This window comes from Lysinibacillus sp. YS11 (assembly GCF_002896375.1).
Classification (GTDB): Bacteria; Bacillota; Bacilli; order Bacillales_A; family Planococcaceae; genus Lysinibacillus; species Lysinibacillus capsici.
Genome location: NZ_CP026007.1, coordinates 4170170 through 4194114 on the forward strand (window position 1 = coordinate 4170170; position 23945 = coordinate 4194114).

Here is a 23945-nt window from a genome sequence, read left to right on the forward strand (position 1 = left end):
CACGCCTACCTTTATAAAGTTTTATGGTGAAGTATATTGACTAGCTAGTAACATTCTACAATCTACTAACGCTACTTTATTCATAGATAGTCAGGCTGCTTATTTAATAAAATGATTTATATATTACTCACTAAAGCAAATCTACTTAACCACTGTTAATTTAAGCGTACCAGTAGTTATACCGTTATTTCAACTTCGGGTTTACGCCAATTTTCTGGCGTGATTCAGACAGATTTTTGGCGTGATTTGGCGGTTATAAAAAAACACCGCCACTTTTTTGGCGGTGTCTATCATATTTTATAGGTAATTTAGTATAGGGATATGGTTTTATTTTACTAAGGAAATATATAGGATATTTAATTCCCATAATGCCCCCTATTAATTGAAAAATATACCAACAGTATAACATAGAAATAGTTTAGAGTAAATTCATTCTCTCTGCAAGATTTACAGCTTCTGTTCGTGAATCTACATTTAACAAAGAAAAGAGTTGAGTTAAATATCTTTCCGTTGTACGTTGAGGAATATTTAATTCAATAGCGATAGCTTTATTTGTATGGCCCTCTGCAATGAGTCTTAGAATTTTCTTTTCCTTTTCATTTAAGTGAATATCTTTAGCACCTTGCAGTTTAAATTTATCATCCAGAAAATCTAAGAAATTTTTAGGTAAAACAATTTCACCGTTTGCAATTGCCCTTACTGTTCTTAATATTTGCTCTTTCGAAGCTGTTTTAGCTAAAATGCCTTCTATTTTTCTTTCTAAAATGAGTGGATAATAATCTGTAATATCATCACCTGTGTAAAGAATAACTGAAGCATTTGACTGAATAGCCTTGATATTACGGGCTAGGTTAATTCCATTTTCTAATGGCATATTGATATCTATTAGATAGATATCGTACGGTTTATTCTTTATCCTTTGAATGACACAAGTTGCATCACTTTCCGTATCGATGATAATATCTTCATTCTCTTGAAATAAATTTTTAGTTCCCTCTAACACTATAGGGTGATCATCCACTATGAGCATCGTAATCAAGTGTTTCACTCCCTTCTTTCACCATGATTCTTATAAACATCCCTTCATTGATATTCGAGTCAATAGTAAATTGTCCGTTAAACGCTTTTACACGCTCCTGCATGCCTTGAATGCCCATTGATTCGGCTACTATAATGTCCTCTACATTACAGCCTACACCATCATCTTTATAAATGATTTCGAAACCATCGTTCATTTCTTTTAAATGAATTTCAACTGATGCTGCATAAGAATGCTTCAACGCATTATTAAGTAACTCTTGGAATAAACGATAAATCATTAAATTCATACGCTCATCCTCTAAATAAAGACGGTCAATGGTGTAAATAAGCACGAAGTTAGCTCTTTCTTGAACTTTCCGAATCAATTTTTCCAAAGCTGCATTTAAACCTAATGTATCTAATAACGGTGGTTTTAGGTTTTCACAATAAGTACGTAATTCATGTAAGGATGCAACCATTTGTTTATGAATTTTCGCAAGCTTTTCTTGAATATCCGTTGTATTTTTTGCATTTACTAGGACATCCACCTCGCGGGCTATATGAAGTTGCTCCTGTAAATTGGTGTCATGTAACTCTTGAGCTAACTGGTATTTTTCTTCTTCAAATCTTAGCCATAATAGCTTATTCAGCCATGGTAACTGACCATCATCAGCTTGCTTCATATGCTTTAGTTCCTCTAGCAGTTCTTCCACCATCTTGGTATTTTCAATAAAATTATTTACATATAATAAGAGCAGTTCAAGCCATAAAAGCTCCTCATCTTTTAAATGAATCGTATTATTATGCCCTAGCACTAAAGCTCTTTTAAAATGTGCATCCTGATGGAGGAATGCTATATAAACTTTGTCAATTTTGCGTATTTCACCTAATCTGATATCTTCCATTATGTCAGGATCTATCGTAATACTTTCACCAGCTATTGGTATGAATTCATTTTTGTCATAGTTATATGTTAAGACAAAAACATCCTCTAACTCCAGATGCATGGAAACCTCATAAGCAAATTTTTCTAAAAGTTCGTCAATTTTAATTGTTTTCCCAATTTTATCTACGGCTGTATATAGCTGATGAATATAGTCACCCTTTGTGGAAAATAATATTTTCCGCTTGCGATAATCGACCTTCTCTTTTACGTAAAAAAGTATGACTAATGAAGAAAATGTAAAGAAAGATACCCCTGACATAACCGTCATGGTTAAATAACGCCCTGCAATAAAATATAGTCCCACTGTAAACCATACAGTAAAGATTAAAGAGAATATAACATAATAACGTAATCTTGTAATATGGTACTCAATATCAAATAATCTCTCTGCTAATTGCGTAAAAATAAAGCTAAAGGGTATAAGCAATAAAAATAATGAGCTTATCTCAGATGAAAGTATATACGTATGAAAAAAAATTTTAGGGAGTGCATATAAAAAAAGAAATGGTAGAAACGGAATTAATATACTATTTAATAAAATCTTCAACTGAGGTGAGCTGTACTTAAAATAGCTTATTAATAAAATACTAAGGATGATCACTAGGAGAATAAAGAAAATAGCCAATATAACATTGGAAAGAATATCATTTGAAGCAGGATAAATAGTACCCATACATCCTAATACAAAAGCTATGAAAGGAAGTATATAAAAGAGCTTGATATTATTTGTAAACACCCAATTTGTTTTCACAAATGAATAATAATTTCTCAAAAAATGTAACAGTATAACTAAACATAACAGCATACTACTTCGATTTACGATAATGCCAATCGTATCCATTCTACCAGAGACACCACTACTTACATAGGCCAAAGAAACCGTTAACATAAAAAGAATTAGTAAGTCAGCTAATTTTGTATTCCTTTGTTTGAAATGTAAATAAAACGCTATAAATAATGTTAATAAATAATAACAAGCTGGAATGATTAATACATAGATAAATTGTTGAGGGATATCCAAATGCTTAATATGTATATTGATTAGATCTCCATCGGGCTTCAGTATTGTTATTTCATTAGCAGATAAAATTTTAGATTTATATCTCAGTTGATTTAATTCATTGATGGGTTCATGATCTACAGTTAAAATTGCATCACCAACAGAAATATTTTGACCCTCTGCCCAGTCTTTATAATAAAGTTGAGAAATGACCCATTTGTCATTCTCTTCTTCTACCCCAATCTGTATATAAGGCTCGCTATAATTCACATAATTTAAATAAAAACCAATAATTAAATAGAGAATTATAGCGGGCCAAAACAACTTACTTCGCAACTTTCTTAGTTCCAAATATCACTTTCTGTATTCATTTCACCGTTAAACGCTTCTAAAATTGCTGTTTGCTCTACAGATGAAACTCCAACTAATGAGGCTTTTTGATCTTTTAATAGTGCAACTAGGCTTGGATTTTGCTCTAAATATTGGATTACATTAATCATTCTTATCTCTCCTCATTTCAATAGTTTTTGTAGGTATTCTCTACCTACCTGATTTATAGCTACATTTTCCAGGTAATTCAATGCTTTAAATTTATAGACGTTTTTTATGGTAATGGCATAACGTATCGCCCCACCATTTGTCAACGCGTCTTCTGTTGCATTATTATCCAAATCTGTAACTATATCATTATTATAATAGCTAGAAACAGATTTTGAAACATCATTTTTCTGTGATAATAGATAAATAATAGGAAGAGAATACCTTTTATTTAGCAGATCATTTTTAGGACCCCACTCCTTTAAGCTTTGAATATCATTTTTAATTTGTTGGATGATCCCTATGTATTTCCCATATTCCTCTACTTCTTGAGATATTTCTCCTTTTGCAAGTACTTCGCCAACCAAGCAACCCATCGCTGTTAATGAGCCGGATTTCAAGGTAATCATTTTTACATAGGAATCTTCATCGCGACAACTATTTAATAAGTCTAATTGCTGTCCATTTATACTTTTTAATGCGTATTTATCAACTAGCTTTATAGCCGCTCTTTTATGTTCAAAAGAGGTTTCATCTATTGTTTTAGATGCCATGACCAGCATAGCTAAAGCAACATTTAATGATAATTCTGGTGTTTTGTTCCAACTATAGTCTGAATCTTTATCCTGCAGATCATCAATAATATCAAAAGACAGTATTAAAAGTTCAATTGCAGCAGCTACCTTGTAGATATCTGGATTTATACTACTTGAAAATGCTTCATAATGCCAAAAACACATTTTACCAAAGGAAAAACCTACTGTTGTTTTTTCTTCTTTAAAGCTTTTTAGCATTAATTTTAGCTCTGGTCCAAGTAATAGTTCATTTTCTATAAGGATGTCTAATGATTCATTGATGTGTACATCTAAATCCTTCAATAGTCCTCTCTCCTATCTGTTGTATTACTAGATATTATATAGATTAGTGGGAATTAATACTAGTCACAGCGTTTTATAATACATTAAATACCATTAATTCCTTTATAAAGTGAGAGACCGCCAAAAAATGGCGTTATTCATGCAAATCACGCCAGATTTTTGCTAATTATTACTAAAAAAATGGCGGTAGAGAACCAAGTACCGCCATTAAAGTGGCGTAAACTTACCATTGAAATGGCGCTCTAACAGATGTTACGCTTAGATTAGCAATAAAATATATTTATAAAGTCAGGATAGATTGATGAACATGAAATCTTTTTGTACTGGGAGTGACTTAAAATTGAATGAAACTGTTTTCATACTTACGGCTACTTTTTCATGTAATATCTCTGTCTCAGCTGAAGAAATTACAATTAAACAGCCTAGCAATGATCAACGACGAATTGAACAAATTATTATTCAATCTGAAGTAAAAGCCTATCAAGATACACTGGCTGCATATAAAAATATTTCACCCTATTCAAAATATATTAGTGATATTCCTGGATTTGAGGATACATTTCAACAAAAAAGAGATTATTATATTGAGCAATATGGCATTATTAGAATATCAAACGAAAGTATTTCTACTATGTCATTAGTCAATCCTTTCACTTTTGGATTAAATATAGATTCCCCTATAGTGTATGTAACGCCACATGACACAATTATTAATGCAAGAGGGCTAGTAATAGCGGCTAATGCATCTAATAATAACAATCATTCTGATAGTTTGGATGAGCTCTGTAATACCAGCATCTCAGGCTTGTCCATTAATGAGAACACCATTTCCTTTAATATGGATTCTACATTTAGTAAATGGAGAAAACCATCTATTACACATTAACCTATACACCTAGCTAAGCAGGTCACACTGATTGTGACCTGCTTTTTGAGTAATAAAACGACATCTTTACATAGTGTTGATAAACAAAGCGATCAATAGCATTTTTATAAAAGATGAAAATGCATTTCCGTTGCAGGCTACTTGCTTTCCTGTAGGAGAGCACCGAATCGCTTCCTCCGCTACTGCTCCGTTTAAAGTTTTGCCTGTCTTGCTATTCTATGGTAGTCCAGTAGCCCACCACTATAAACCGCTTTTTAGCAAAGGTTTTCAAATAAAGTGAAGGTGTTCATTACTCTTTATGAAGAGGTGTTGTCACGCATCACTTCTCCACATTGAAAATAAGAGCTTATCCCCTCTAAGAATACAGATAATGGGCTATTTGATTGTTATGCTACTATGAAAAAAGTAAAGACACTTTGCAGAATGGTTGATTGGAGTGGAGCCAGCGTCACTCCTAGGAGATTTAGCGTCACTGAGGAGACCCTGGAGCGAGCGCAAGTGAGTGAAGCGGCTCATCGGACGCCCCCTGGAAAGGACGCTGGCGGATCGGAAATCAACCCCTCACCTTGCTAAAAAGGCTTTTTCTGCTAGTGACATTCTTTTTTCAACAACAAGAAAAGGTGTCTCAATCCCTTGAGACACCTTTAGATTAACCTTTTACATAATAAACTTCTTGTCCGCTTTCAATGATATGATCAGGCTTCGGTTTACCTGCACTTGCCTTATGGCCTGCAATATGCTCAGGACTCTTCTCCCAATTTTTCCATGCTTCTTCTGATTCCCAACGAACCATCACTAGTACTTCTTCATCACCGCGGCGAACTTTCTTTACAAGTACCTGCTTATCAATGAAGCCAGGTTGTTGTTCAAGTAATGAGGGACCGTTTGGCTTAGCACCAAAACGTTCCACAACCTTATCCGAATTCCCTTCTGTCACAACAATACGTTTAATTTGTACAAACATATTAGTTGAACGCCTTTAATACATCTTCAGCTTTTTGTGTTTCTGATTGTAAACCGCCACCTGAAAGGTACCAAATTTCTGGATCTAGGTAGAATACTTTACCATTTTTCACAGCGTTTGTTGCACTTACGATTTCGTTTTCAATTGCAGCTTTTGTACCTGATTCACCGTTTTCATTTACAACAGCGTCACGGTCAATGACGAATAAGATATCTGGGTTTTTCTCACGTACAAATTCAAAGCTTGCATTATCACCATGTGATTCGATTTTGAAGCCACTAGCTTCAGCTACAGCTTTTACACCATATACATCATGAATCACACCGAAACGTGAACCAGGACCGAATACTGATAATGAACCTTCACTACCTAAAACGATTAACGCTTTTTCTTCTGTTGCAGTAGCCTTAGCTTTTACTTCTTCTACTTTTGCTTCATATGCAGCAATTGCATCTGCCGCTTCTTTTTCTTTACCAAAAATTTTACCAGCTAATTCTGTATTAGCTTTGAATGACTCTAAGAAGTTAGTATTATCTACACCAATGTATACTGTAGGAGCAATTTTAGATAATTCAGCATAAGCTGCTGAAGCACGACCAGAGATGAAAATGATATCTGGGTTAATTTCAGATAATTTTTCATAATCAGGCTCGAATAATGTACCTGCGTTTACATAAGTACTATCTTTAAACTTGCTCAAATATGCTGGTAATGAGTCTTGTACCACTGCTGTAGGATTAACGCCTAAAGCATCTAATGTATCTAAGAAACCATTATCAAAAACGACAACTTTTTCTGGCATTTTATCTAGTGTTACTTCTTCAAATGTTGTACTACCGTCACGACCTTCAACTGTGCTACCTGGGATTGTTAGTGGATATACTGATGATTCTTCATTTTGTTCCTCAGCTGGTTTGTCAGTTGAATTACCTTTATCATCTTCTTTTGCTTCATCTTTCGAACCGCAAGCAGCTAATACTAATAGCATCATTGCCATTAATACCGTAAGTAATTTCCATTTTTTCATTGTGAAATTTCTCCTTTAATTAAATGATTTGATAGTTAGATGTTCATCATCTGGAACTATTTTTACGAATTAAAATAAACACAAATTCGACAGCCATCCTGCTCTTGAACAGGAATATCCATATCATAAATTTCCTTCAATGCATGTGAGTTAATAATGTCATTTGTAGGGCCATTTTTAACAACACGGCCATCTTTTAATGCAACAATATGGTCAGAGTAAACAGAAGCAAAATTAATATCGTGTAAAACGATAACCACTGTTTTGCCTAACTCATCAACCAACTTACGTAAAATCTTCATAATCTGGACAGAATGCTTCATATCTAAATTATTTAATGGTTCGTCCAGTAAGATATATTCAGTATCTTGGGCAATAACCATTGCGATAAATGCACGCTGACGTTGACCACCTGAAAGCTCATCTAAATAATTATGTTGCATATCTTCTAAATTCATATAGCGAATAGCTTCATCCACTTTTTCTTCGTCTTCAGGTTTTAAGTGTCCTTTTGAGTAAGGGAAACGGCCAAAAGATACAAGCTCACGAATCGTTAGACGAACATTCATAAAGTTTGATTGCTTTAAAATCGATACACGTTTAGCGAAATCATCTGATTTCCAGCTACGTACATCTGCCTTATCGAGTAGTACTTCACCAGTATCTGCATTCAGTAAACGACTCACCATAGAAAGTAGCGTGGACTTCCCTGCACCATTCGGTCCAATAAACGATGTGATTTTTCCTGAGACAATATCAACACTTACATCTTGAACGACAGGTTTTTTACCAAAAAACTTTGTAATTTCTTTGACTTGTATCATCCTGCTGACCTACTTTCTCTTAATAATAAGTAGATGAAGTAAACCCCACCCACAAAATTAATAATGACACTAAGTGTAGTAGTGAAACTAAATAAACGTTCAACCATCCACTGTCCACCGACTAAAGCTACAACACTCATTACACAGGAGCCAGTAATTAAGATGGAATGCTTGTATGTTCTGAAATACTGATATGATAAATTTGCAACGATTAAACCAAAGAACGTGATCGGACCAACAAGCGCTGTTGAAACAGCAATCAAAATTGAAGCTAAAATTAACATACGTTGTACCAGCTTATCGTAAGGTACACCTAAATTTATAGCTGTGTCTCGTCCTAGAGACATGACGTCTAATTGATTCATGTGACGAGCACCGTAGATAAACGTTATTAAAATGATAACGCCTGCTAGCCAAACTAAATCTGAATTAACATTATTGAAACTTGCAAACATTTTACTTTGTAAGCCTAAAAACTCATTCGGATCTATTAATACTTGGAAGAACGTTGTAATACTTCCTAAGAACGTACCAACAATCATCCCAACAAGCAGTAAAAAATAAATCGGTCGCTTTCCTTCTTTAAACAATACTCGGTAAAAAATTAAAGCGAATAGAATCATCGCCCCAATTGCAAGCGTAAAATTATAGTAGATATTAATAACTAATATGGATGTAGAGCCAAAGAAGAAGTAGATGCATGTTTGAATTAACATATACAAGGCATCTAAACCCATGACACTTGGGGTTAAAATTCGATTATGTGTAATTGTTTGGAAAACTACTGTTGAATAGGCGATCGCTATACCCGTTAATGCCATTGCCACAACCTTTATGACACGGCGTGGAAAAGCATAGTGATAATTACCATTGAGTTCCCAAAATAAATATAGGACAACTGCTATAACAGCGAGACCTAGTAAAATGAACATTTTTGTACGATTACGCATATGCTCTCCCCCTAAACAACATGAATAGGAAGATGGCACTTCCAATTACACCAACAGTCATACTTATTGGTATTTCATAAGGGAAAATCAGTACTCGTCCTAAAATATCACAGAATAACAAGAATGACATACCAAGTAATGCTGTGTGCGGCAAGGTTTTTGCCAAATTATCACCTTTAAACAGGGAAATAATGTTCGGAATAATCAAACCAAGAAATGGAATGATACCGACTGTTAACACCACTGTCGTGGAGATAAGAGCTACCAACACCAAGCCTAAATTGACTACAAATTTATAGGATAGACCAAGATTTTTTGCAAAATCCTCTCCCATCCCAGCTACTGTAAAACGATTTGCGTAAATGTAAGCTAAAATGAGTATTGGTACACTTACGTATAACAGTTCGTAACGGCCTTTCATGATTAATGAGAAATCTCCTTGTAACCATGCAGAAATGTTTTGGATAATATTCGCCTTATATGCAAAGAATGTTGTAACAGAGGACAAAATATTCCCAAACATTAAGCCAATAAGCGGTATAAAAATCGCATCTTTAAACTTAATTCGGTTTAATATTTGCATAAATAGTAATGTGCCGGCTAAAGCAAATATGAAAGCGAAGGAAATTTTTTGGAAATACGTAACGTTCGTAAAGAACATCATGGAAATCAATACACCCAACCGTGTGGCATCTAATGTACCAGCTGTTGTTGGTGAAACGAATTTATTCCTACTTAAGCTTTGCATAATTAAACCAGCAATACTCATACCTGCACCCGCTAGCAAGATTGCAACAAGTCTAGGTACACGACTAATTAAAAATAGTCTAGCTTCTTCTGATTGGAAGTCTAATAGGTCGCTAGGCTTAATATCTACTACTCCGATAAAGAGCGACACAATAGACAGCAAAACAGTTGCTGTTAAAAGATATCTTATTTTCATAGTAATCCCCGGTAGATTTCATTTTTGTGTGTAACTCACTTATTAGTGAAAATGATTATCATTACTCACGATTTCCATTATAAGCATGATTTTATTCTCAGTCAACCAGCAATGAGAATTATTCTCGTTTTATTAATGATTAACTAAAAAATATGCCAAATTAACGAAATATCAGCATTACCGTAAATTAATCAACAGAAATAATTCACTATTTCTACAATATTTTTATCCAAATAAAAAGGTAATTGAGAATAAAATCTATCCCTCAATTACCATTTCTATATTAGATAATTTTTTTAGTGCCTCTTAACCATGCAGAAATAATGAATATGATTAATACTAACCCAACATAGCCCATCACTGCATATAGTTTAGCTACTAGCGTTGTAAACCCTACAAGACTTGCTAGAAAACCGAGACCGCCTATAAATATAACTGCAACCCTAAAGCTTGCTCTACTAGGTTCGAAAAACCTTACCATAAAGGAATATAGCATCCCTACTGCCGTATTATAAATCATTCCCAAAAGAGAAATAGTCATTAATACTCCAACAATCGGATGAATTTCATTCGCTAACGCTAGCATCGGAATGTCTAACCCAACAATGATATTCATCTTGGCTAAAAGGGAGAAATTCACAAGTAAGATTAAAGCACCTAACAAAATCCCACCAATTATACCACCCATGCCAGCTACCTTATGATTGCGGATGGATCCACACATAACAGTCAGTAAAGAGAAGCTTACCCCTACATTGAACGACATGTACAATAAAGCCGTTACCCACCAACTTTTCTCACTTATTTGAGCCTGTTGAGCAATAACAGCTTGCTCTGCAAAGGTAAAATCCATCGTTGCAATAGCATAGATAGCGATGATGGAGACAACGGTTAGTAGATAGGGGGTTGCTAGTGCAATGATATTAATGATGCTTTTCACATCCATCATGACAGTGGCTACTGTAAGCAAGATCATACAAATACTCCCTAGCCAAATAGGCAGTCCAAACATTTGCTGAAATGTTGCACCAGCGCCAGCAAACATGATGACAGCTACACCAAATAAAAGAGTGATAGCACTAAATCCAAGACAAAGCCCATAGTATTCCCTGAAATTTGATAAATCAAATCCTTATGGGACGATGTGCGAAGCTTAGAGCTCACTTGAGCAACACACATTCCAACAATTGAGAAACCAACCATAGCTAACAATGCTCCATATATTCCTTTAAAGCCATAGCTTGTAAAATAAAGGACAATTTCCTGCCCTGATGCAAATCCTGCTCCAACGATAATCCCCACATAGGCACCACCGATTTGCAAGCTTTTTTTCAATCAGTTCTCTCCTCGTTTTCCTATATACTAAATGATCGACTAAGTACTGCCTTATTGATAGATTTCTTTGCTAATTGTTAATTTATCAATCACAGCCATATTAGGCTTAAAACCAATACCTACCGACTGGGGTACCTCAATATAGCCATCTTTGACTTTTACTTCAGGATCAATGATATCCTCGTACCAATAATGACTAGAACCTGCTGTATCGCCAGGTAAAATAAATTGGCTAAGAGACGTTAAGGCAACATTATGTGCTCGTCCAATTCCAGCCTCTAACATACCACCACACCAAACTGGAATATGGTTTGCTTTACATAGGTCATGTATTCGTATTGCTTCCGTTAAACCACCTACTCGTCCAATCTTGATGTTTATGACACCACAGCTTCCAAGTTCAATTGCTCGTCTGGCATCCTCATATGATGTGATGCTTTCATCTAAGCAAATAGGCGTTTTTAACTTTTTCTGCAATGCTGCATGATCGACAATATCATCAGTAGCTAATGGTTGTTCGATCATTAATAAATTAAAATCATCAAGCTGCTGTAGTATTTCTATATCCTCTAATGTATAAGCAGAGTTTGCATCAACCATCAAGGGTAAATTTGGAAATTCCGCACGAATTGCCTGTACTATCTCTACATCCTCTCCAGGCTTTATCTTAATCTTCACCCTTTTGTAGCCTTTTTCAATATGACCTTTTATTAATGCTATTAACTGAGCGATAGAGGGTTGGATACCCACACTGACTCCTACTTCAATACGTTGTTTTTGACCACCTAACGCCTGTGCAAGTGATTGCTTTGTTTGCTGAGCATAGATATCCCATACAGCACCCTCAATTGAAGCTTTCGCCATGCAGTTTCGCCGAATAGGTGCAAATAATGAGGTTACCTCATCTGGATGCCCAATCTTTTTATGTAACAAGATGGGTATCAAAAAATCTTGTAGCATATGCCATGTTGTCTTTAATGTTTCTTCCGTATACCATGGTGCTACAAAAGCAACAGTTTCTCCCCACCCCGTCGTCCCTGATTCATCTTTTGCTTCTATCAGTAACATTTCCTTTTCATCAACTGTGCCAAAACTCGTAGTAAATGGTGCTTTCATAGGCATTTTTAAATGCCTTAATGTAATCTTTTCTAATCTCACATTGTTCACTCCTTATCATTATTATAAAGCTAATAAGGAGCGTCTGACTAACAGATAGCTATGAACATATTCTGGATGTTTCTTCATGCGTACGATGGCATAATCTTGGTTAAATAATGTTGTTAAGATTGTGCGAATTTTATAACGCCAGTCCTCTGCAAGTTTTGGACTTTCCACTTTCATTTTCTGTAGAGATTGAGGGATCGGTAAAAGATAGGCATCTTTATAAAAGGATTGATTTAACTGAAATGTATTTTCTACATCTAGAACTGGTAATCCGTCTACTGTTAATGTCCAAGGTACAATTTCCTGTGCTACTTCTTCTAATTCATCAAGGCTATCTGCCATTTGATCACGCTCGATCCACCATTCAACGACAAGTCTATCTGAAGGTAGTCCTTCATTAAAGTCATCTCGAAGTGGACCATAATAATCATTTTCATATTGATAACTAGTGGCGTTCAGTTTTAGAAATGCTAGATTCGCTAAACGCGCCTCTAATGGGTCAATTAACCAGCGGACAAGTTGAAAACCATGCTCTTTTGCATATTCTTGTTGGGCATGCTTCAATAATTCACCCACACCTTGTTCACGATATGCTTTTTCTACACCAATCATGTGCGAATGTAAGTACATTTCTCTATTCCGATAGCCAACGAAGCAATAGTTAAAGCCAATTAGCTTTTCATCTAAATACGCTCCTAATACGATTCCCCCATTTTGTACAGCAGCTAGTAATTGATGGGAGGGGATTGCTTGACTGCCCCATATTTCAGCATTTAATTTTTGGATCTCTGCAATTTCTTTCGGTGTCGTTACTTTGTGAATTCGCACTTGCTCTAACATTACGCTGACGCCTCCTTTTTATGCCCTGACTCCAAAGCTAATAAAACTGCTCTTGTAAGTATCTCCACTCCCGTGACAAGTCTTGCTTGTTTAAATTTCATTTTCGGATGATGCAAGCCTGGTGTTAATCCACAACCCAAGCCCAGCATGGTTGTTTTTAAATGCGGCCGTTGTACAGCATAATGGTGAAAATCCTCTCCTCCAGGTGTATGAACAGGCTTTCTTAAATTTGATAATCCAGCAGCCTGTATAATTGCCTGCTCCATTAAATATTGAGCACTTGTATCAACTTCAGCAGCTACGATATTGGCCACCGTACGTAATTCAATTTGTACTTTATGCAACAATTTAGAGGAATCGATCACACGCTTTACGCCTTGTGCTAAATCGTCCATCACCTTGTTTTGCTGTGCACGAATATCAATCGTAAATGAGGCATTACCTGGGATAATATTGCCCGAATCTCCCCCAGCATGGAATTTCGTCATCTTTACAGATACAGGAACCATAGGATCTGTATGAATGGTTCGCAAATCTTCGATGATTGTTGCACCTACTTCAATGGCATTAATACCTAGGTGCGGTCTTGCAGCATGAGCATCCTCTCCGATAATTTCGCCTTCAAGTAAACGAGAGGCACCATGATATAAGGCTGCACAATAAGTGCCGTCCTCTAGCTCATGAACAGGTCTTACATGGACACCAAATAAATAATCTAAGTCATCAATAACACCTTCTTCTAATACAGATAACGCTCCAGTTCCTTTTTCTTCAGCAGGTTGGAAAATAACGCGGATTGTACCATTAATAGATTGCTGTAGTTCTTTTAAAAGTAATAGTGTACCAATGGCCATCGTCATATGACCGTCATGTCCACATGAATGATTCGCACGGAAATGACCATCTACTTCTTGCCATAAGGCATCTATGTCTGTTCTTAGTCCTACTTTGGGGTTACCTTTGCCTACATCAACATATAATCCTGTGGAATTTTTAAATCGTTTAGGGGAAAAGCCTTCCTGCGTTAATAGCTCCACTATATAATTGGTGGTTTCTACTTCATGCCAGCTGATTTCTGGATTTGCATGTAAATACGTAAAAATCTCCATTAATCTTGGCCTCAAATAATCTAACTCTTCCTTCATAGATTCCAACCCCTTAAATTTTCATATTATTAAAATTATTATAACGAAAATGATAATTTTCTACATAGAAACTTATACCCACATTCAACAAAATAACTACTTACGATAATATATTTCGCTCTCAGCCTCTTAGATAGACTTTTATTTAGATACAAAAAAGATGCAAGTACAGTTTTTTTAATAACTGTACTTGCATCTTTCATTTAATTAATACCCTTCATCGCTTTTGAAATAATTGGTGAAAGCACCAATATAATAATCCCGACTACAATAGATAAGGTACCTAAGAAACCAAAGTATGTGAATTCGCTTACAACTTCATAGACCTTAACTAATTGCGCATTAATTGCTTGTGCTGCTGCACTTGTTAAAAACCATAAAGACATCGTTTGCGCTGCGAATGCCTGTGGTGCCAATTTCGTTGTGGCAGATAGACCAACTGGTGATAATAATAACTCACCAACAACCACTAAGAAGAATGACAATACTAACCATAAAGGACTCACTAATGTATCTCCACCAGACAGGTGTGCTGGAATCATCATCACTAAGAACGATAGACCCGCAAAGAACAATGCATATGAGAACTTACGTGGTGTTGTTGGCTGCTTGTCTCCCCATTTAAGCCATAGCATCGCAAATAATGGTGCCATTGTAATAACAAATAATGGGTTCAATGACTGGAACCAAGAAGATTGAAGCTGAATACCACCAAAACTTAGCTGTGTACGCTCATCTGCATAAGTCGCTAAAATAGTTGCTCCTTGTTCTTGAATAGCCCAGAACATTACAGCTGATAAAAATAAAGGAATATAAGCAAGTAGACGAGACTTTTCATCCTTTGTTGTTTTTTTACTACGATACATATAAATAAAGAATGCAGTTGGAATTAATACACCTAGAGCTGTGATGATTAAACTAAATACATTCATTGTTAAAGTACCAGTTTTAATACCGATAGCACCCAAGATGATAATAAGTAAAGCTGCAACTCCGAATTGCGTAAAGACTTTTTTACGTTCTTCAGGCTTTAATGGGTTGTTTACTTGTAAGCCCGCTAAGCCTAAATATTTTTTCTCTGTTAATTTATAAACAATTAAACCAATAAACATACCTAGACCCGCTAAACCAAAGCCAAGGTGGAAGCTATATTTTTGTCCAATTGTTCCGACAATAAAAGGTGCAATAAATGCTCCCATATTAATACCCATATAGAAAATAGAAAAACCTGCATCACGACGGCTATCTGTTTCAGCATAAATGTCCCCAACAATACTTGAAACGTTCGGTTTTAATAAACCAGTACCCATAACGATAAATGCCATGGAAGCAAATAACATGCTCACACCACCAGGCAATGCTAGCAGTAAATGACCAATCATAATTAACACGCCACCATAAAAAATGGTTTTTCGTGTTCCTAAAACTCGGTCGGCAATCCATCCACCTATAATTCCAGACATATAAACAAGTGAGCCGTAGATGGCCATAATAGAGTTTGCTGTTCCGCGGTCTAGACCTAAGCCCCCGTCATGTAATTCGTAATACATAAAGAAGATAAGAATTGCTCGCATACCATAGTACGAGAAACGTTCCCAAAATTCTGTGAAAAACAAAGTAAAGAGCCCTTTAGGGTGTCCAACAAAACCATTTTGAGGGACAGATTTTACAACTTCATCTTTACTAGACATACAATACCCTCTCCCAATAAAAAATTATTCTACAAAAACACAACTACCCTAATATAAGGATAAAAAAACTTTGTTTCATCATACTAAAGCGTTTTATACACTTTAGCAAGAGTTTTAAAAAATGTTGAAAATTTGTCATTTTTCTATAAATTCTGATTGATTATTAGATAAATTATTAAATCCTTTGATATATCTAAGTTTTCTCACACTTTATACCTAAAAGATTTTTAAATTTACAATGAATTATTCTAAAATATTTAAAATTCAGATTTCTTACTTTACTTGAAAATTAATACAATTTCTTGACTACATGTTTTACCTTTGTTCTAGATTCTACTATTCCCTCTAATCATAAAAAGCATGCCAAAAATCTTTTGGCATGCTTTGGGAAGTACATTTTTTAATTAATAACATAGTGCTGATACTTTGCATAATCTGCTGCTTTTACTTCAAGAGACAATAATGTCCCACCCTCTTCATAGGCTGTATTAAAAACAGAGGCATTCTCATTTAAATAAGAAACAACGTTCCCATGATCATAAGGTATTAACATTTCACACGTTACGTAATGCGAGAAGATGTGTTGACGAATTAGCTGTACTAATTCTTCTAAACCAACCCCCTGCTTTGCTGAAATCCAAATATTATCTCCACTTACCACAGGATATGGAACATCTGCTATATCTGCTTTATTGTATACATAGATTGTAGGAATGTCCTCAACACCAACTGCTTTAAGTGTTTCGTTCGTCACATCCATCATAAATCCGTGCTCTGTATTCGAAACATCCACCACATGCAGTAAAAGATCCGCATCTCGCGCCTCTTCCAAAGTGGAGCGAAATGCCTTCACTAAATGGTGAGGTAATTTACTAACAAAGCCTACAGTGTCTGTCAGTAAAAAGGTCTTTTTATCAGGTAGTTCAATCTGACGAACAGAAGTTTCAAGGGTAGCAAAAAGCATATCCTTCTCAAAGACTTGCTTGTGCTCTTCTTGTCCTATTTGTGTAAGCAGTTGATTCATAATCGTTGATTTCCCAGCATTTGTATAGCCTACAATCGATACAACCGGAAGAGCATTTTTACGACGCTGTTTACGCTGCGTTTCTCTCTGCTCCTTAACGTGCTCTAGATCCTTTTTAATTTTAGCAATTTGATCTTCAATTTTTCGTCGATCCAATTCCAGCTTTGTCTCACCAGCACCACGGTTTTTAAAGCCTCCCCCAGTACCTCCACCCTGACGGCTTAAAGAGGCATGCAAACCCACTAAACGAGGTAGCATATATTGAAGCTGTGCTAATTCCACCTGCATTTGGGCTTCACGTGTTTTTGCGCGCCTTCCAAAAATATCTAAAATAAGCATTGTTCGATCAATGACCTTCGTTGCTAAATCACGCTCCAAATTACGGATTTGCGAAGGAGACAGTTCATCATTAAAAATCACGAGGTTTGCTTGTGCTTCTTCATAAAAATTTTTGATTTCTTCTATTTTACCTGTACCCACATAATGGGAAGGTGTCACACGTTCCAAATTTTGCGTGACAGTCCCAACCACTTCTACATGCAAGGCCTCAGCTAAATTTTGTAACTCTTCCATAGAATAGTCAAAGTGCTCATCATTTCGTAAATTCACGCCAACTAGTATGGCCTTTTCAATTAATACATCAACTTCCTTAATTCTATCCATTAGAAACCTCCCACCAAAGCTTGGTGTCGCTACGACAAATTTTCTTCATCTTACCATAATATACCCTTTTTCGTATTTGAAGATCATCGTTAACTTTCCTAAAAAATGCGCCTCATGTAAAGGCGCATCTCAACTATTTTCTTTCTTCTTTTAGCAGGGCTTCTGAGCGTGTGAACTCTTCTTCAATTTCTTTATTTGGTTTATATGTCAGTATACTGACAACAACCGCAACAATTAAACAAACAATGAAGCCAGGAACAATTTCGTACAACGTACTTGATAAAGCATCTACTTTACCCCAAATAAACGCAGTTGCAGCCCCTGTTACCATTCCGCTAAGTGCTCCGTAGTTTGTTAGCTTTCTCCAATATAAAGAAAGTAAAATAACAGGTCCGAAGGCTGCACCGAATCCTGCCCAAGCAAAGCCAACTAAGCTTAAGATAGAACTATCTGGATTCCACGCTAGGATTGCTGCAATAATTGCAACAACTAATACAGCCATACGCCCAACAAAAACGTAATGCTTATCGTCTGCTGTTTTATTAAATAATGCTTTATAAATATCCTCTACAAGTGCTGAAGAAGTTACGATTAATTGAGAAGAAATTGTACTCATAACAGCTGCTAAAATAGCCGCCAGCATAATACCTGCTATAAATGGATGGAATAAAATCTGACCAAGTACAATAAATACTGTTTCAGCGTCTTTTAGCTCACCAGCATTTTGCTGATAATAGGCTACACCAACCAAGGCAGTTCCAATAGCTCCAAATAAGCTTAACATCATCCAGCCAATACCAATGCGTCGTGCTTGCTTCGTTTCTTTAACGGAACTAATCGCCATAAAGCGGACGATAATATGAGGCTGTCCAAAATAGCCTAATCCCCAAGCAACTGAAGAAATGATCCCTGCTGCTGTCGCAGTGGCTGGTAATAAATTTAGAAGATCTGGATCAACAGATTTAATAGATGAAATGGTTTCACCTATACCACCTGTTACAAATAAACCAAATAGCGGTACCATAATAAGTGCTAAAAACATAATAAGACCTTGTAAGAAGTCTGTATAACTTACCGCTAAAAATCCGCCAAAAAGAGTGTATGCTACAACTACAGCTGACACAATTAATAAGCCTGTATGGTATTCATAACCAAATGAACTATCGAAAAACTTGCCCCCTGCTACCATTCCTGACGATACATAAAATGTAAAGAATATGAGGATGATGATACCTGAAGCAATTCTAATAAGCTTCGTATGATCACGTAATCGATTATCCAAATAACTTGGAATAGTAATGGAATCATTTGTAACCTGTGTATATACCCGTAAACGTGGTGCCACAAGTAGCCAGTTTAGGTAAGCTCCTATTGTTAATCCAATTGCAATCCAAGCCTCCACAAGACCTGATAAAAATATCGCACCTGGTAAGCCCATTAGGAGCCAGCCAGACATATCCGCAGCACCCGCACTTAGCGCAGTAACCGCTGGACCTAAGGAACGACCGCCAAGCATATAATCTGTTAAATTAGATGTTTTAACAAATGCATACCAGCCAATTGCTAGCATGGCGATCATATAAATAACAATCGCTAATAATTGATACATGTTATCCGACATATTTTCTCCTCCTTATTAATCCTTAGTATCACCAATTTAAAAAGAATTACTGTATTTAAGATACCACGAATATACAATTCCACCTATAAATACTCGGAATTTTTATTAAATTTATTCCGAATACCAAAGATGCCATTGTCTTTTATAAAATGTGTTAAACTAGTGCCATCTATAACACAATAAAGTAGGCGAAAATGTATGACATTTGAAGAAATGAAAGCTCTGCTCACTGAGCAAATTTTGCAACAAAAGCTTGTGACAGCTACAATCAGTCAACCACGTATGAAATCAAATGAAATAAAACGTATAAAATTAAAACCATTAATGTTAAAAAATCAGTACCATATACAAATTGAATACCAATATGAACGGATTTTAAAACATGAAAATATTCTATTGGCTCATTTACCTTCCAAGCTTGACGCGTTTTTTGAGGAGTATCGTCAAGCTCATATTGATTTCGTAGATGAAACGGTACAAGTACAATTATCAAAAAAGAACAAAGTCCTTTGGAAATCAGATAAAACAGCTTCACCTAAACAAGTCCATCTAAGCCATAATCGTAAAAAAAATTATTTACTATCTGATGATCAACCCTATCCATTTTTAATTCGACTGGGGGTACAAACAGAAGAAGGAAAGGTTAAGAAACAAAAGTATGATAAATTTAAACAGATTAACCGCTTCATTGAATTTATAGATGATGCCTTAACCTATTTACCTCAGGATCGACAGGTGAGGATTTTAGATTTTGGTTCAGGAAAATCCTACTTAACCTTTGCTTTGTATCATTATTTAAAAATTGAAAAAGGCTTAGACATTCGTGTTACTGGTTTAGATTTAAAAAAAGAGGTTATTGAAGAGTGCTCAAGAATAGCACAGGATCTAGGCTATGATCAGCTAGAATTTCTTGTAGGAGATATCAATGATTATAATGATGAAAGTGCTGTGGATATGGTGGTGACACTCCATGCATGTGATGTAGCGACAGATATGGCCTTGGCTCGTGCTGTGAAATGGGGAGCAAGTGTCATTCTAAGTGTGCCTTGCTGTCAGCATGAGTTAAATCGTCAACTAAATACACCTGCTCTCGATATTATGTTGCAACATGGACTTGTTCGAGAGCGATTTGCGGCACTTGCTACAGATGCTATTCGAGCTGAAATTTTATCGCTTGTTGGCTATGAGGCACAGCTTTTAGAGTTTATCGATATGGAGAATACACCTAAAAACATATTAATTCGAGCCTATCAAACAGGTAAAAAACCAAATGAAGAGCAACGTGCCAGCTATGATGCCTTCTTAAAATTATTGAATGCAACACCATTTTTAGCGAATGAGTTAAAAGAGTATTTATAACATACAGATGTACTTCAATCCAAATAAAAGGCGATCCAATGTTGATTGGACCGCCTTTTTTACTATAACTCTTGTCGTAAAGCTTGAATAACGTCGATTTTTGTTGCTTTACGTGCTGGGCGATAACCTGAAATCATCGCTACACCAACACTAATGGCTGCTGCAATAATGACTAGTTGCCATGGAATAAGAGAAAATGTTATATCATTTGTTGCAAAAGCTTCCTCCCCTGTTGCCGCCTTAAGAATTAATGGTAATGCTGCATTAGCCGCAAAGCTAATAGCATACGAGATGACAACCGCAATTAGCGTACCAAAAATACCGATAAATGTGCTTTCCATTAAAAATAACCGTTGTATAAGCTTCGGACTTGCCCCAATTGCCTTTAATACACCAATTTCACGTGTTCGCTCTGTGACAGCCATTGTCATTGTATTAAAAATACCAATGGAAGCAATCAACACAGCAATTGTACCAACAAAGATTAAGCCAATTTTTAAGACAAGGAAAAATACATTCATTTGATCTAGTTGCTCTGTTACTGAATATACGCTATAGCCCTTATCTTTTAACTTCTCTAAAATCGGCTTTACGTTTTCTAATGTATCCGCATAAATATTAAATTCAGAGTAAAACAGCTCATCCTCTGCCATGTTACTATCTGTAGATAAATTTTCAACCCATACTGCTTTTTGCTCTTTGTCCATATGAATAGCGTTATCAACCATCCAATCATAAGAAGGTTTCTCCATTACGCCAACAATTGTATAGCTCATTTTTTGCTTTTCATCATTTGTACCCGTGTGAGGAACTAATGACAGGTCTATGTTCTTTCCAATCAATGATTCTTTATAGCCCTCTTCACTACCATCATAATACGTACCCTCAGCTTCAGCCTTTTTACTTTTTTCCGCAATGACATCACGTTCTCTTTCATTCAATAATGTTTGAGCAAAATGATAGCCTACAACAATTTCATTAGATTTCGTTGGATAACGCCCTTTTGCAAGCTTTCCATTTACCTGTTCAAAGTCCTGCATATCTGACAATATTAAATTAGAAGTAGTATCACGATCTTCAAAAAATGATTGTGCGGTAGCATTGACACTAATTGTTTCAAGCACCGTTTCTACATGTTCCATTTTTTTAATTTCTTGTACTTGTTCTTCAGTTAATTGCTTATCGCCATATACTTGAATTTTTGTAACTGTTTCGTTTGAAAGAATTTCATTACGTAAAAATTCCTGTAAACCAAAACCAACGGATGCTAGCACGATTAAAAAGGCACAGCCCATCGTTGCAGCTAGTATCGTCATAAACACACGCAGCTTATTTTTCTTGATATGCTGTGTTACAAAATCTAATTGATCCTTAAATAACATGTTAAGCTTCCTCCTTTACAAGTTCTCCATCGTACATGCGGAAGCGTCTATGTGCGATAGTAGCTACTTCTTCATCGTGCGTGATAATGACAAAGGTTAGCCCTAATTCACGATTTAAACTTTGAATAAGCAATAAGATATCCTGCTCGGTTTCTGAATCGAGACTCCCTGTTGGCTCATCAGCAAGTAATATAGGAGGATTCGTAATAAGGGCTCGTGCAATGCTGACACGCTGTTGCTGTCCACCTGACAATTCATTGGGATAATGGTCTGCTACTTCTGTCAAACCAACCTTGTCCATTAATTTCTTCACTTTTTCTTTGCGCATAGCCTTACGCAAACCCTGTAGCTTTAAAGGTAATTCGATATTTTCAAAAGCAGTTAAACCAGGCATCAATTGAAAGTTTTGAAAAATAAAACCGAATTGACGTAAACGGAAGGCAGCACTTTCTGTTTCAGTTAGATGGGCTGTTTCCTTTCCATTTACTTTAATAGAGCCCTGTTCAGCCTTCATAAAACCAGCTAGAACTTGTAATAAGGTCGATTTTCCTGAGCCACTTTTACCTACAATGGCAACAATTTCTCCTTTATGGACCTCGAAGTTCACACCTTTCAATACCGGCACTTGCTTTTCCTTCCCTCGTTTTCCAATTAAAAATGTATGTTGTAAGTTTTCAACCTGAATCATTAGTTAATAAACGCTCCTTTCCTATTCATTTTCCATTGTAGTAAACAATTCTTAATAAAGAGGGAGGATAAAAATGAAGATATTCTTAAGAATAAGAAGGTACTCTTCTGGTTATCAAATGAATTTACAATACCTTTACAATTCGAATGCGCTATTTTTATTACCTTCTATTATCTTTCGTGTCTTAATCTGTACTAATAAGTCACCATTACAGATGAATAGCCATTTATAACAAGTTTTATCTGTACTCATAAAAATAAATACAGCTGGATTACCTTATATTTTGTGAACGAATTGTATATTACAGCAATGTAAATTTTCATGTCGATTAGTAAATTTTTATGTAGATAAATTAAAGATTTTGTTATGATAGTAAAGTTTAGAGGTCGATTAATTTATTTATATCCAGGAGGATTCGATTCACATGCTTAACTCAAAAAAACAAGACCCTTTCTTTATTGCATTGCATAAAATTGCTGAAAATATGAGAGAGGCTGTACATTACGCAAATGATTTTCGTATTAACAGTGTAGCTGACCTAAAAGAGATTAGCATTACAATGAAAAATTATGAAACTGCTGGTGATAAGCTTATTCATGAACTGATTGTCATGTTAAACAAATCATTCATGACACCTATTGAACGTGAGGATATTTTAGAGCTCGCCATTCGTATGGATGATGTTTTAGATGGAACAGAACACTGTATTGCACACTTTGAAATGTTTTCGCTCACTGAGATTGATGAATCTATGCGCATTTTCTTAGGGTTTATTTCAAAAAGTGCTGATGAAATAGTCAAAGCGACAGAAGAGTTAAAGAAAAAGAATCTAATTGGCATGCGTCCACACGCAATTCTTATTAAAGACTATGAACGTGAATGTGATGAGGTACAACGTACTTCTATTAAGAAGTTATTTTTAAATGAAAAAGATCCAATCCGCCTCATTAAATTTAAGGATATTTATGAACAACTTGAAGATATCGCTGATCATTGTCAAAACGTAGCAAATACTATGGAAACAATTATCATGCGTAACGCATAATTAGGAGATGGGC

At 35.7% G+C, this 23945-nt stretch carries 20 protein-coding genes and 1 pseudogene; 3 read left to right on the forward strand and 18 right to left on the reverse strand.

Annotated features, from left to right (window positions below; all coding sequences use genetic code 11):
* Positions 1-418: 418 nt before the first annotated feature.
* The 4 genes from LBYS11_RS20885 to LBYS11_RS20900 are packed head-to-tail and all read right to left on the reverse strand — an operon-like array spanning position 419 to position 4381.
* Positions 419-1030: a response regulator transcription factor gene (locus tag LBYS11_RS20885; RefSeq protein WP_225341057.1), complete on the reverse strand. Its 612-nt coding sequence runs from the start codon at positions 1028-1030 to the stop codon at positions 419-421.
* A complete protein-coding gene (locus LBYS11_RS20890; protein WP_048394213.1) occupies positions 1014-3290 on the reverse strand; it encodes a sensor histidine kinase in 2277 nt (758 codons plus the stop codon). The genes LBYS11_RS20885 and LBYS11_RS20890 overlap by 17 nt, the downstream gene beginning before the upstream one ends.
* A 17-nt stretch (positions 3291-3307) precedes the next feature.
* Positions 3308-3466 carry a competence pheromone ComX gene (comX, locus tag LBYS11_RS20895; RefSeq protein WP_054549612.1) on the reverse strand — a complete coding sequence of 53 codons (159 nt, stop codon included), beginning with the start codon at positions 3464-3466 and terminating at the stop codon, positions 3308-3310.
* Between the two features lie 12 nt (positions 3467-3478).
* Positions 3479-4381 carry a polyprenyl synthetase family protein gene (locus LBYS11_RS20900; protein ID WP_103118904.1) on the reverse strand — a complete coding sequence of 301 codons (903 nt, stop codon included), beginning with the start codon at positions 4379-4381 and terminating at the stop codon, positions 3479-3481.
* A 340-nt stretch (positions 4382-4721) separates the two neighbouring features.
* Here LBYS11_RS20900 and LBYS11_RS20905 point away from each other — a divergent pair, with 340 nt between their 5' ends.
* Positions 4722-5267: a hypothetical protein gene (locus LBYS11_RS20905; protein WP_103118905.1), complete on the forward strand. Its 546-nt coding sequence runs from the start codon at positions 4722-4724 to the stop codon at positions 5265-5267.
* A 649-nt stretch (positions 5268-5916) separates the two neighbouring features.
* Here the strand turns inward: LBYS11_RS20905 and LBYS11_RS20915 are convergent.
* The 12 genes and pseudogenes from LBYS11_RS20915 to putP all read right to left on the reverse strand — a co-directional run bounded on the left by LBYS11_RS20915 (position 5917) and on the right by putP (position 19458).
* Positions 5917-6231: an antibiotic biosynthesis monooxygenase family protein gene (locus LBYS11_RS20915; RefSeq protein WP_054549614.1), complete on the reverse strand. Its 315-nt coding sequence runs from the start codon at positions 6229-6231 to the stop codon at positions 5917-5919.
* A gap of 1 nt (position 6232) precedes the next feature.
* Positions 6233-7258, reverse strand: a complete 1026-nt coding sequence (locus tag LBYS11_RS20920; RefSeq protein ID WP_103118907.1) for a siderophore ABC transporter substrate-binding protein — start codon at positions 7256-7258, stop codon at positions 6233-6235.
* 62 nt (positions 7259-7320) lie between these two features.
* Positions 7321-8082: an iron ABC transporter ATP-binding protein gene (locus LBYS11_RS20925; RefSeq protein ID WP_048394201.1), complete on the reverse strand. Its 762-nt coding sequence runs from the start codon at positions 8080-8082 to the stop codon at positions 7321-7323.
* Positions 8079-9032, reverse strand: a complete 954-nt coding sequence (locus tag LBYS11_RS20930; protein WP_004231949.1) for an iron chelate uptake ABC transporter family permease subunit — start codon at positions 9030-9032, stop codon at positions 8079-8081. The genes LBYS11_RS20925 and LBYS11_RS20930 overlap by 4 nt, the downstream gene beginning before the upstream one ends.
* Positions 9025-9975, reverse strand: a complete 951-nt coding sequence (locus tag LBYS11_RS20935) for an ABC transporter permease (RefSeq protein WP_048394199.1) — start codon at positions 9973-9975, stop codon at positions 9025-9027. Before LBYS11_RS20935 ends, LBYS11_RS20930 begins: the two co-directional genes overlap by 8 nt.
* A gap of 283 nt (positions 9976-10258) precedes the next feature.
* Positions 10259-11310, reverse strand: a pseudogene (locus LBYS11_RS20940) (hypothetical protein).
* A gap of 51 nt (positions 11311-11361) precedes the next feature.
* Complete coding sequence (menC, locus tag LBYS11_RS20945; protein ID WP_103118908.1) at positions 11362-12468, reverse strand: o-succinylbenzoate synthase; 1107 nt, start codon at positions 12466-12468, stop codon at positions 11362-11364.
* Positions 12469-12489: 21 nt separating this feature from the next.
* Positions 12490-13314, reverse strand: coding sequence for a GNAT family N-acetyltransferase (locus LBYS11_RS20950; RefSeq protein ID WP_048394192.1), 825 nt, complete (start codon positions 13312-13314; stop codon positions 12490-12492).
* Entirely contained in the window at positions 13314-14459 is a 1146-nt protein-coding gene (locus tag LBYS11_RS20955; RefSeq protein WP_048394190.1) for a M20 peptidase aminoacylase family protein, read from the reverse strand. The genes LBYS11_RS20950 and LBYS11_RS20955 overlap by 1 nt, the downstream gene beginning before the upstream one ends.
* Before the next feature lie 203 nt (positions 14460-14662).
* On the reverse strand, positions 14663-16150 hold the full coding sequence (locus LBYS11_RS20960) for a peptide MFS transporter (RefSeq protein WP_048394189.1): 1488 nt from the start codon (positions 16148-16150) through the stop codon (positions 14663-14665).
* Between the two features lie 400 nt (positions 16151-16550).
* On the reverse strand, positions 16551-17837 hold the full coding sequence (gene hflX / locus LBYS11_RS20965; protein WP_066038006.1) for a GTPase HflX: 1287 nt from the start codon (positions 17835-17837) through the stop codon (positions 16551-16553).
* A gap of 133 nt (positions 17838-17970) precedes the next feature.
* A complete protein-coding gene (putP, locus tag LBYS11_RS20970) occupies positions 17971-19458 on the reverse strand; it encodes a sodium/proline symporter PutP (RefSeq protein ID WP_048394185.1) in 1488 nt (495 codons plus the stop codon).
* Between the two features lie 198 nt (positions 19459-19656).
* On the opposite strand from putP, the gene LBYS11_RS20975 reads away from it, so the two are divergent.
* Positions 19657-20817 (forward strand): class I SAM-dependent methyltransferase, encoded by a 1161-nt coding sequence (locus LBYS11_RS20975; RefSeq protein ID WP_048394183.1) that lies wholly within the window; start codon positions 19657-19659, stop codon positions 20815-20817.
* Between the two features lie 62 nt (positions 20818-20879).
* On the opposite strand, the gene LBYS11_RS20980 is transcribed toward LBYS11_RS20975, so the two are convergent.
* The gene (locus LBYS11_RS20980) at positions 20880-22199 is read right to left on the reverse strand and encodes an ABC transporter permease (RefSeq protein WP_103118909.1); all 1320 of its coding nucleotides are present in this window, start codon (positions 22197-22199) and stop codon (positions 20880-20882) included.
* A gap of 1 nt (position 22200) precedes the next feature.
* Entirely contained in the window at positions 22201-22887 is a 687-nt protein-coding gene (locus tag LBYS11_RS20985; protein WP_048394180.1) for an ABC transporter ATP-binding protein, read from the reverse strand.
* A 424-nt stretch (positions 22888-23311) separates the two neighbouring features.
* Between LBYS11_RS20985 and LBYS11_RS20990 the strand changes: the two genes are divergently transcribed.
* Positions 23312-23932, forward strand: a complete 621-nt coding sequence (locus LBYS11_RS20990) for a DUF47 domain-containing protein (RefSeq protein WP_004231927.1) — start codon at positions 23312-23314, stop codon at positions 23930-23932.
* The last annotated feature ends 13 nt before the right edge of the window (positions 23933-23945 follow it).

Excerpts from the sequence above, each read along its gene's own strand:
- comX (WP_054549612.1), bottom strand. The coding sequence starts at position 3,466 with ATGATTAATGTAATCCAATATTTAGAGCAAAATCCAAGCCTAGTTGCA.
- LBYS11_RS20955 (WP_048394190.1), bottom strand. The coding sequence starts at position 14,459 with ATGAAGGAAGAGTTAGATTATTTGAGGCCAAGATTAATGGAGATTTTT.
- LBYS11_RS20915 (WP_054549614.1), bottom strand. The coding sequence starts at position 6,231 with ATGTTTGTACAAATTAAACGTATTGTTGTGACAGAAGGGAATTCGGAT.
- LBYS11_RS20930 (WP_004231949.1), bottom strand. The coding sequence starts at position 9,032 with ATGCGTAATCGTACAAAAATGTTCATTTTACTAGGTCTCGCTGTTATA.
- putP (WP_048394185.1), bottom strand. The coding sequence starts at position 19,458 with ATGTCGGATAACATGTATCAATTATTAGCGATTGTTATTTATATGATC.
- LBYS11_RS20950 (WP_048394192.1), bottom strand. The coding sequence starts at position 13,314 with ATGTTAGAGCAAGTGCGAATTCACAAAGTAACGACACCGAAAGAAATT.
- LBYS11_RS20920 (WP_103118907.1), bottom strand. The coding sequence starts at position 7,258 with ATGAAAAAATGGAAATTACTTACGGTATTAATGGCAATGATGCTATTA.
- LBYS11_RS20935 (WP_048394199.1), bottom strand. The coding sequence starts at position 9,975 with ATGAAAATAAGATATCTTTTAACAGCAACTGTTTTGCTGTCTATTGTG.
- LBYS11_RS20985 (WP_048394180.1), bottom strand. The coding sequence starts at position 22,887 with ATGATTCAGGTTGAAAACTTACAACATACATTTTTAATTGGAAAACGA.
- LBYS11_RS20980 (WP_103118909.1), bottom strand. The coding sequence starts at position 22,199 with ATGTTATTTAAGGATCAATTAGATTTTGTAACACAGCATATCAAGAAA.
- LBYS11_RS20975 (WP_048394183.1), top strand. The coding sequence starts at position 19,657 with ATGACATTTGAAGAAATGAAAGCTCTGCTCACTGAGCAAATTTTGCAA.
- hflX (WP_066038006.1), bottom strand. The coding sequence starts at position 17,837 with ATGGATAGAATTAAGGAAGTTGATGTATTAATTGAAAAGGCCATACTA.
- LBYS11_RS20960 (WP_048394189.1), bottom strand. The coding sequence starts at position 16,150 with ATGTCTAGTAAAGATGAAGTTGTAAAATCTGTCCCTCAAAATGGTTTT.
- LBYS11_RS20885 (WP_225341057.1), bottom strand. The coding sequence starts at position 1,030 with ATGCTCATAGTGGATGATCACCCTATAGTGTTAGAGGGAACTAAAAAT.
- LBYS11_RS20925 (WP_048394201.1), bottom strand. The coding sequence starts at position 8,082 with ATGATACAAGTCAAAGAAATTACAAAGTTTTTTGGTAAAAAACCTGTC.
- LBYS11_RS20990 (WP_004231927.1), top strand. The coding sequence starts at position 23,312 with ATGCTTAACTCAAAAAAACAAGACCCTTTCTTTATTGCATTGCATAAA.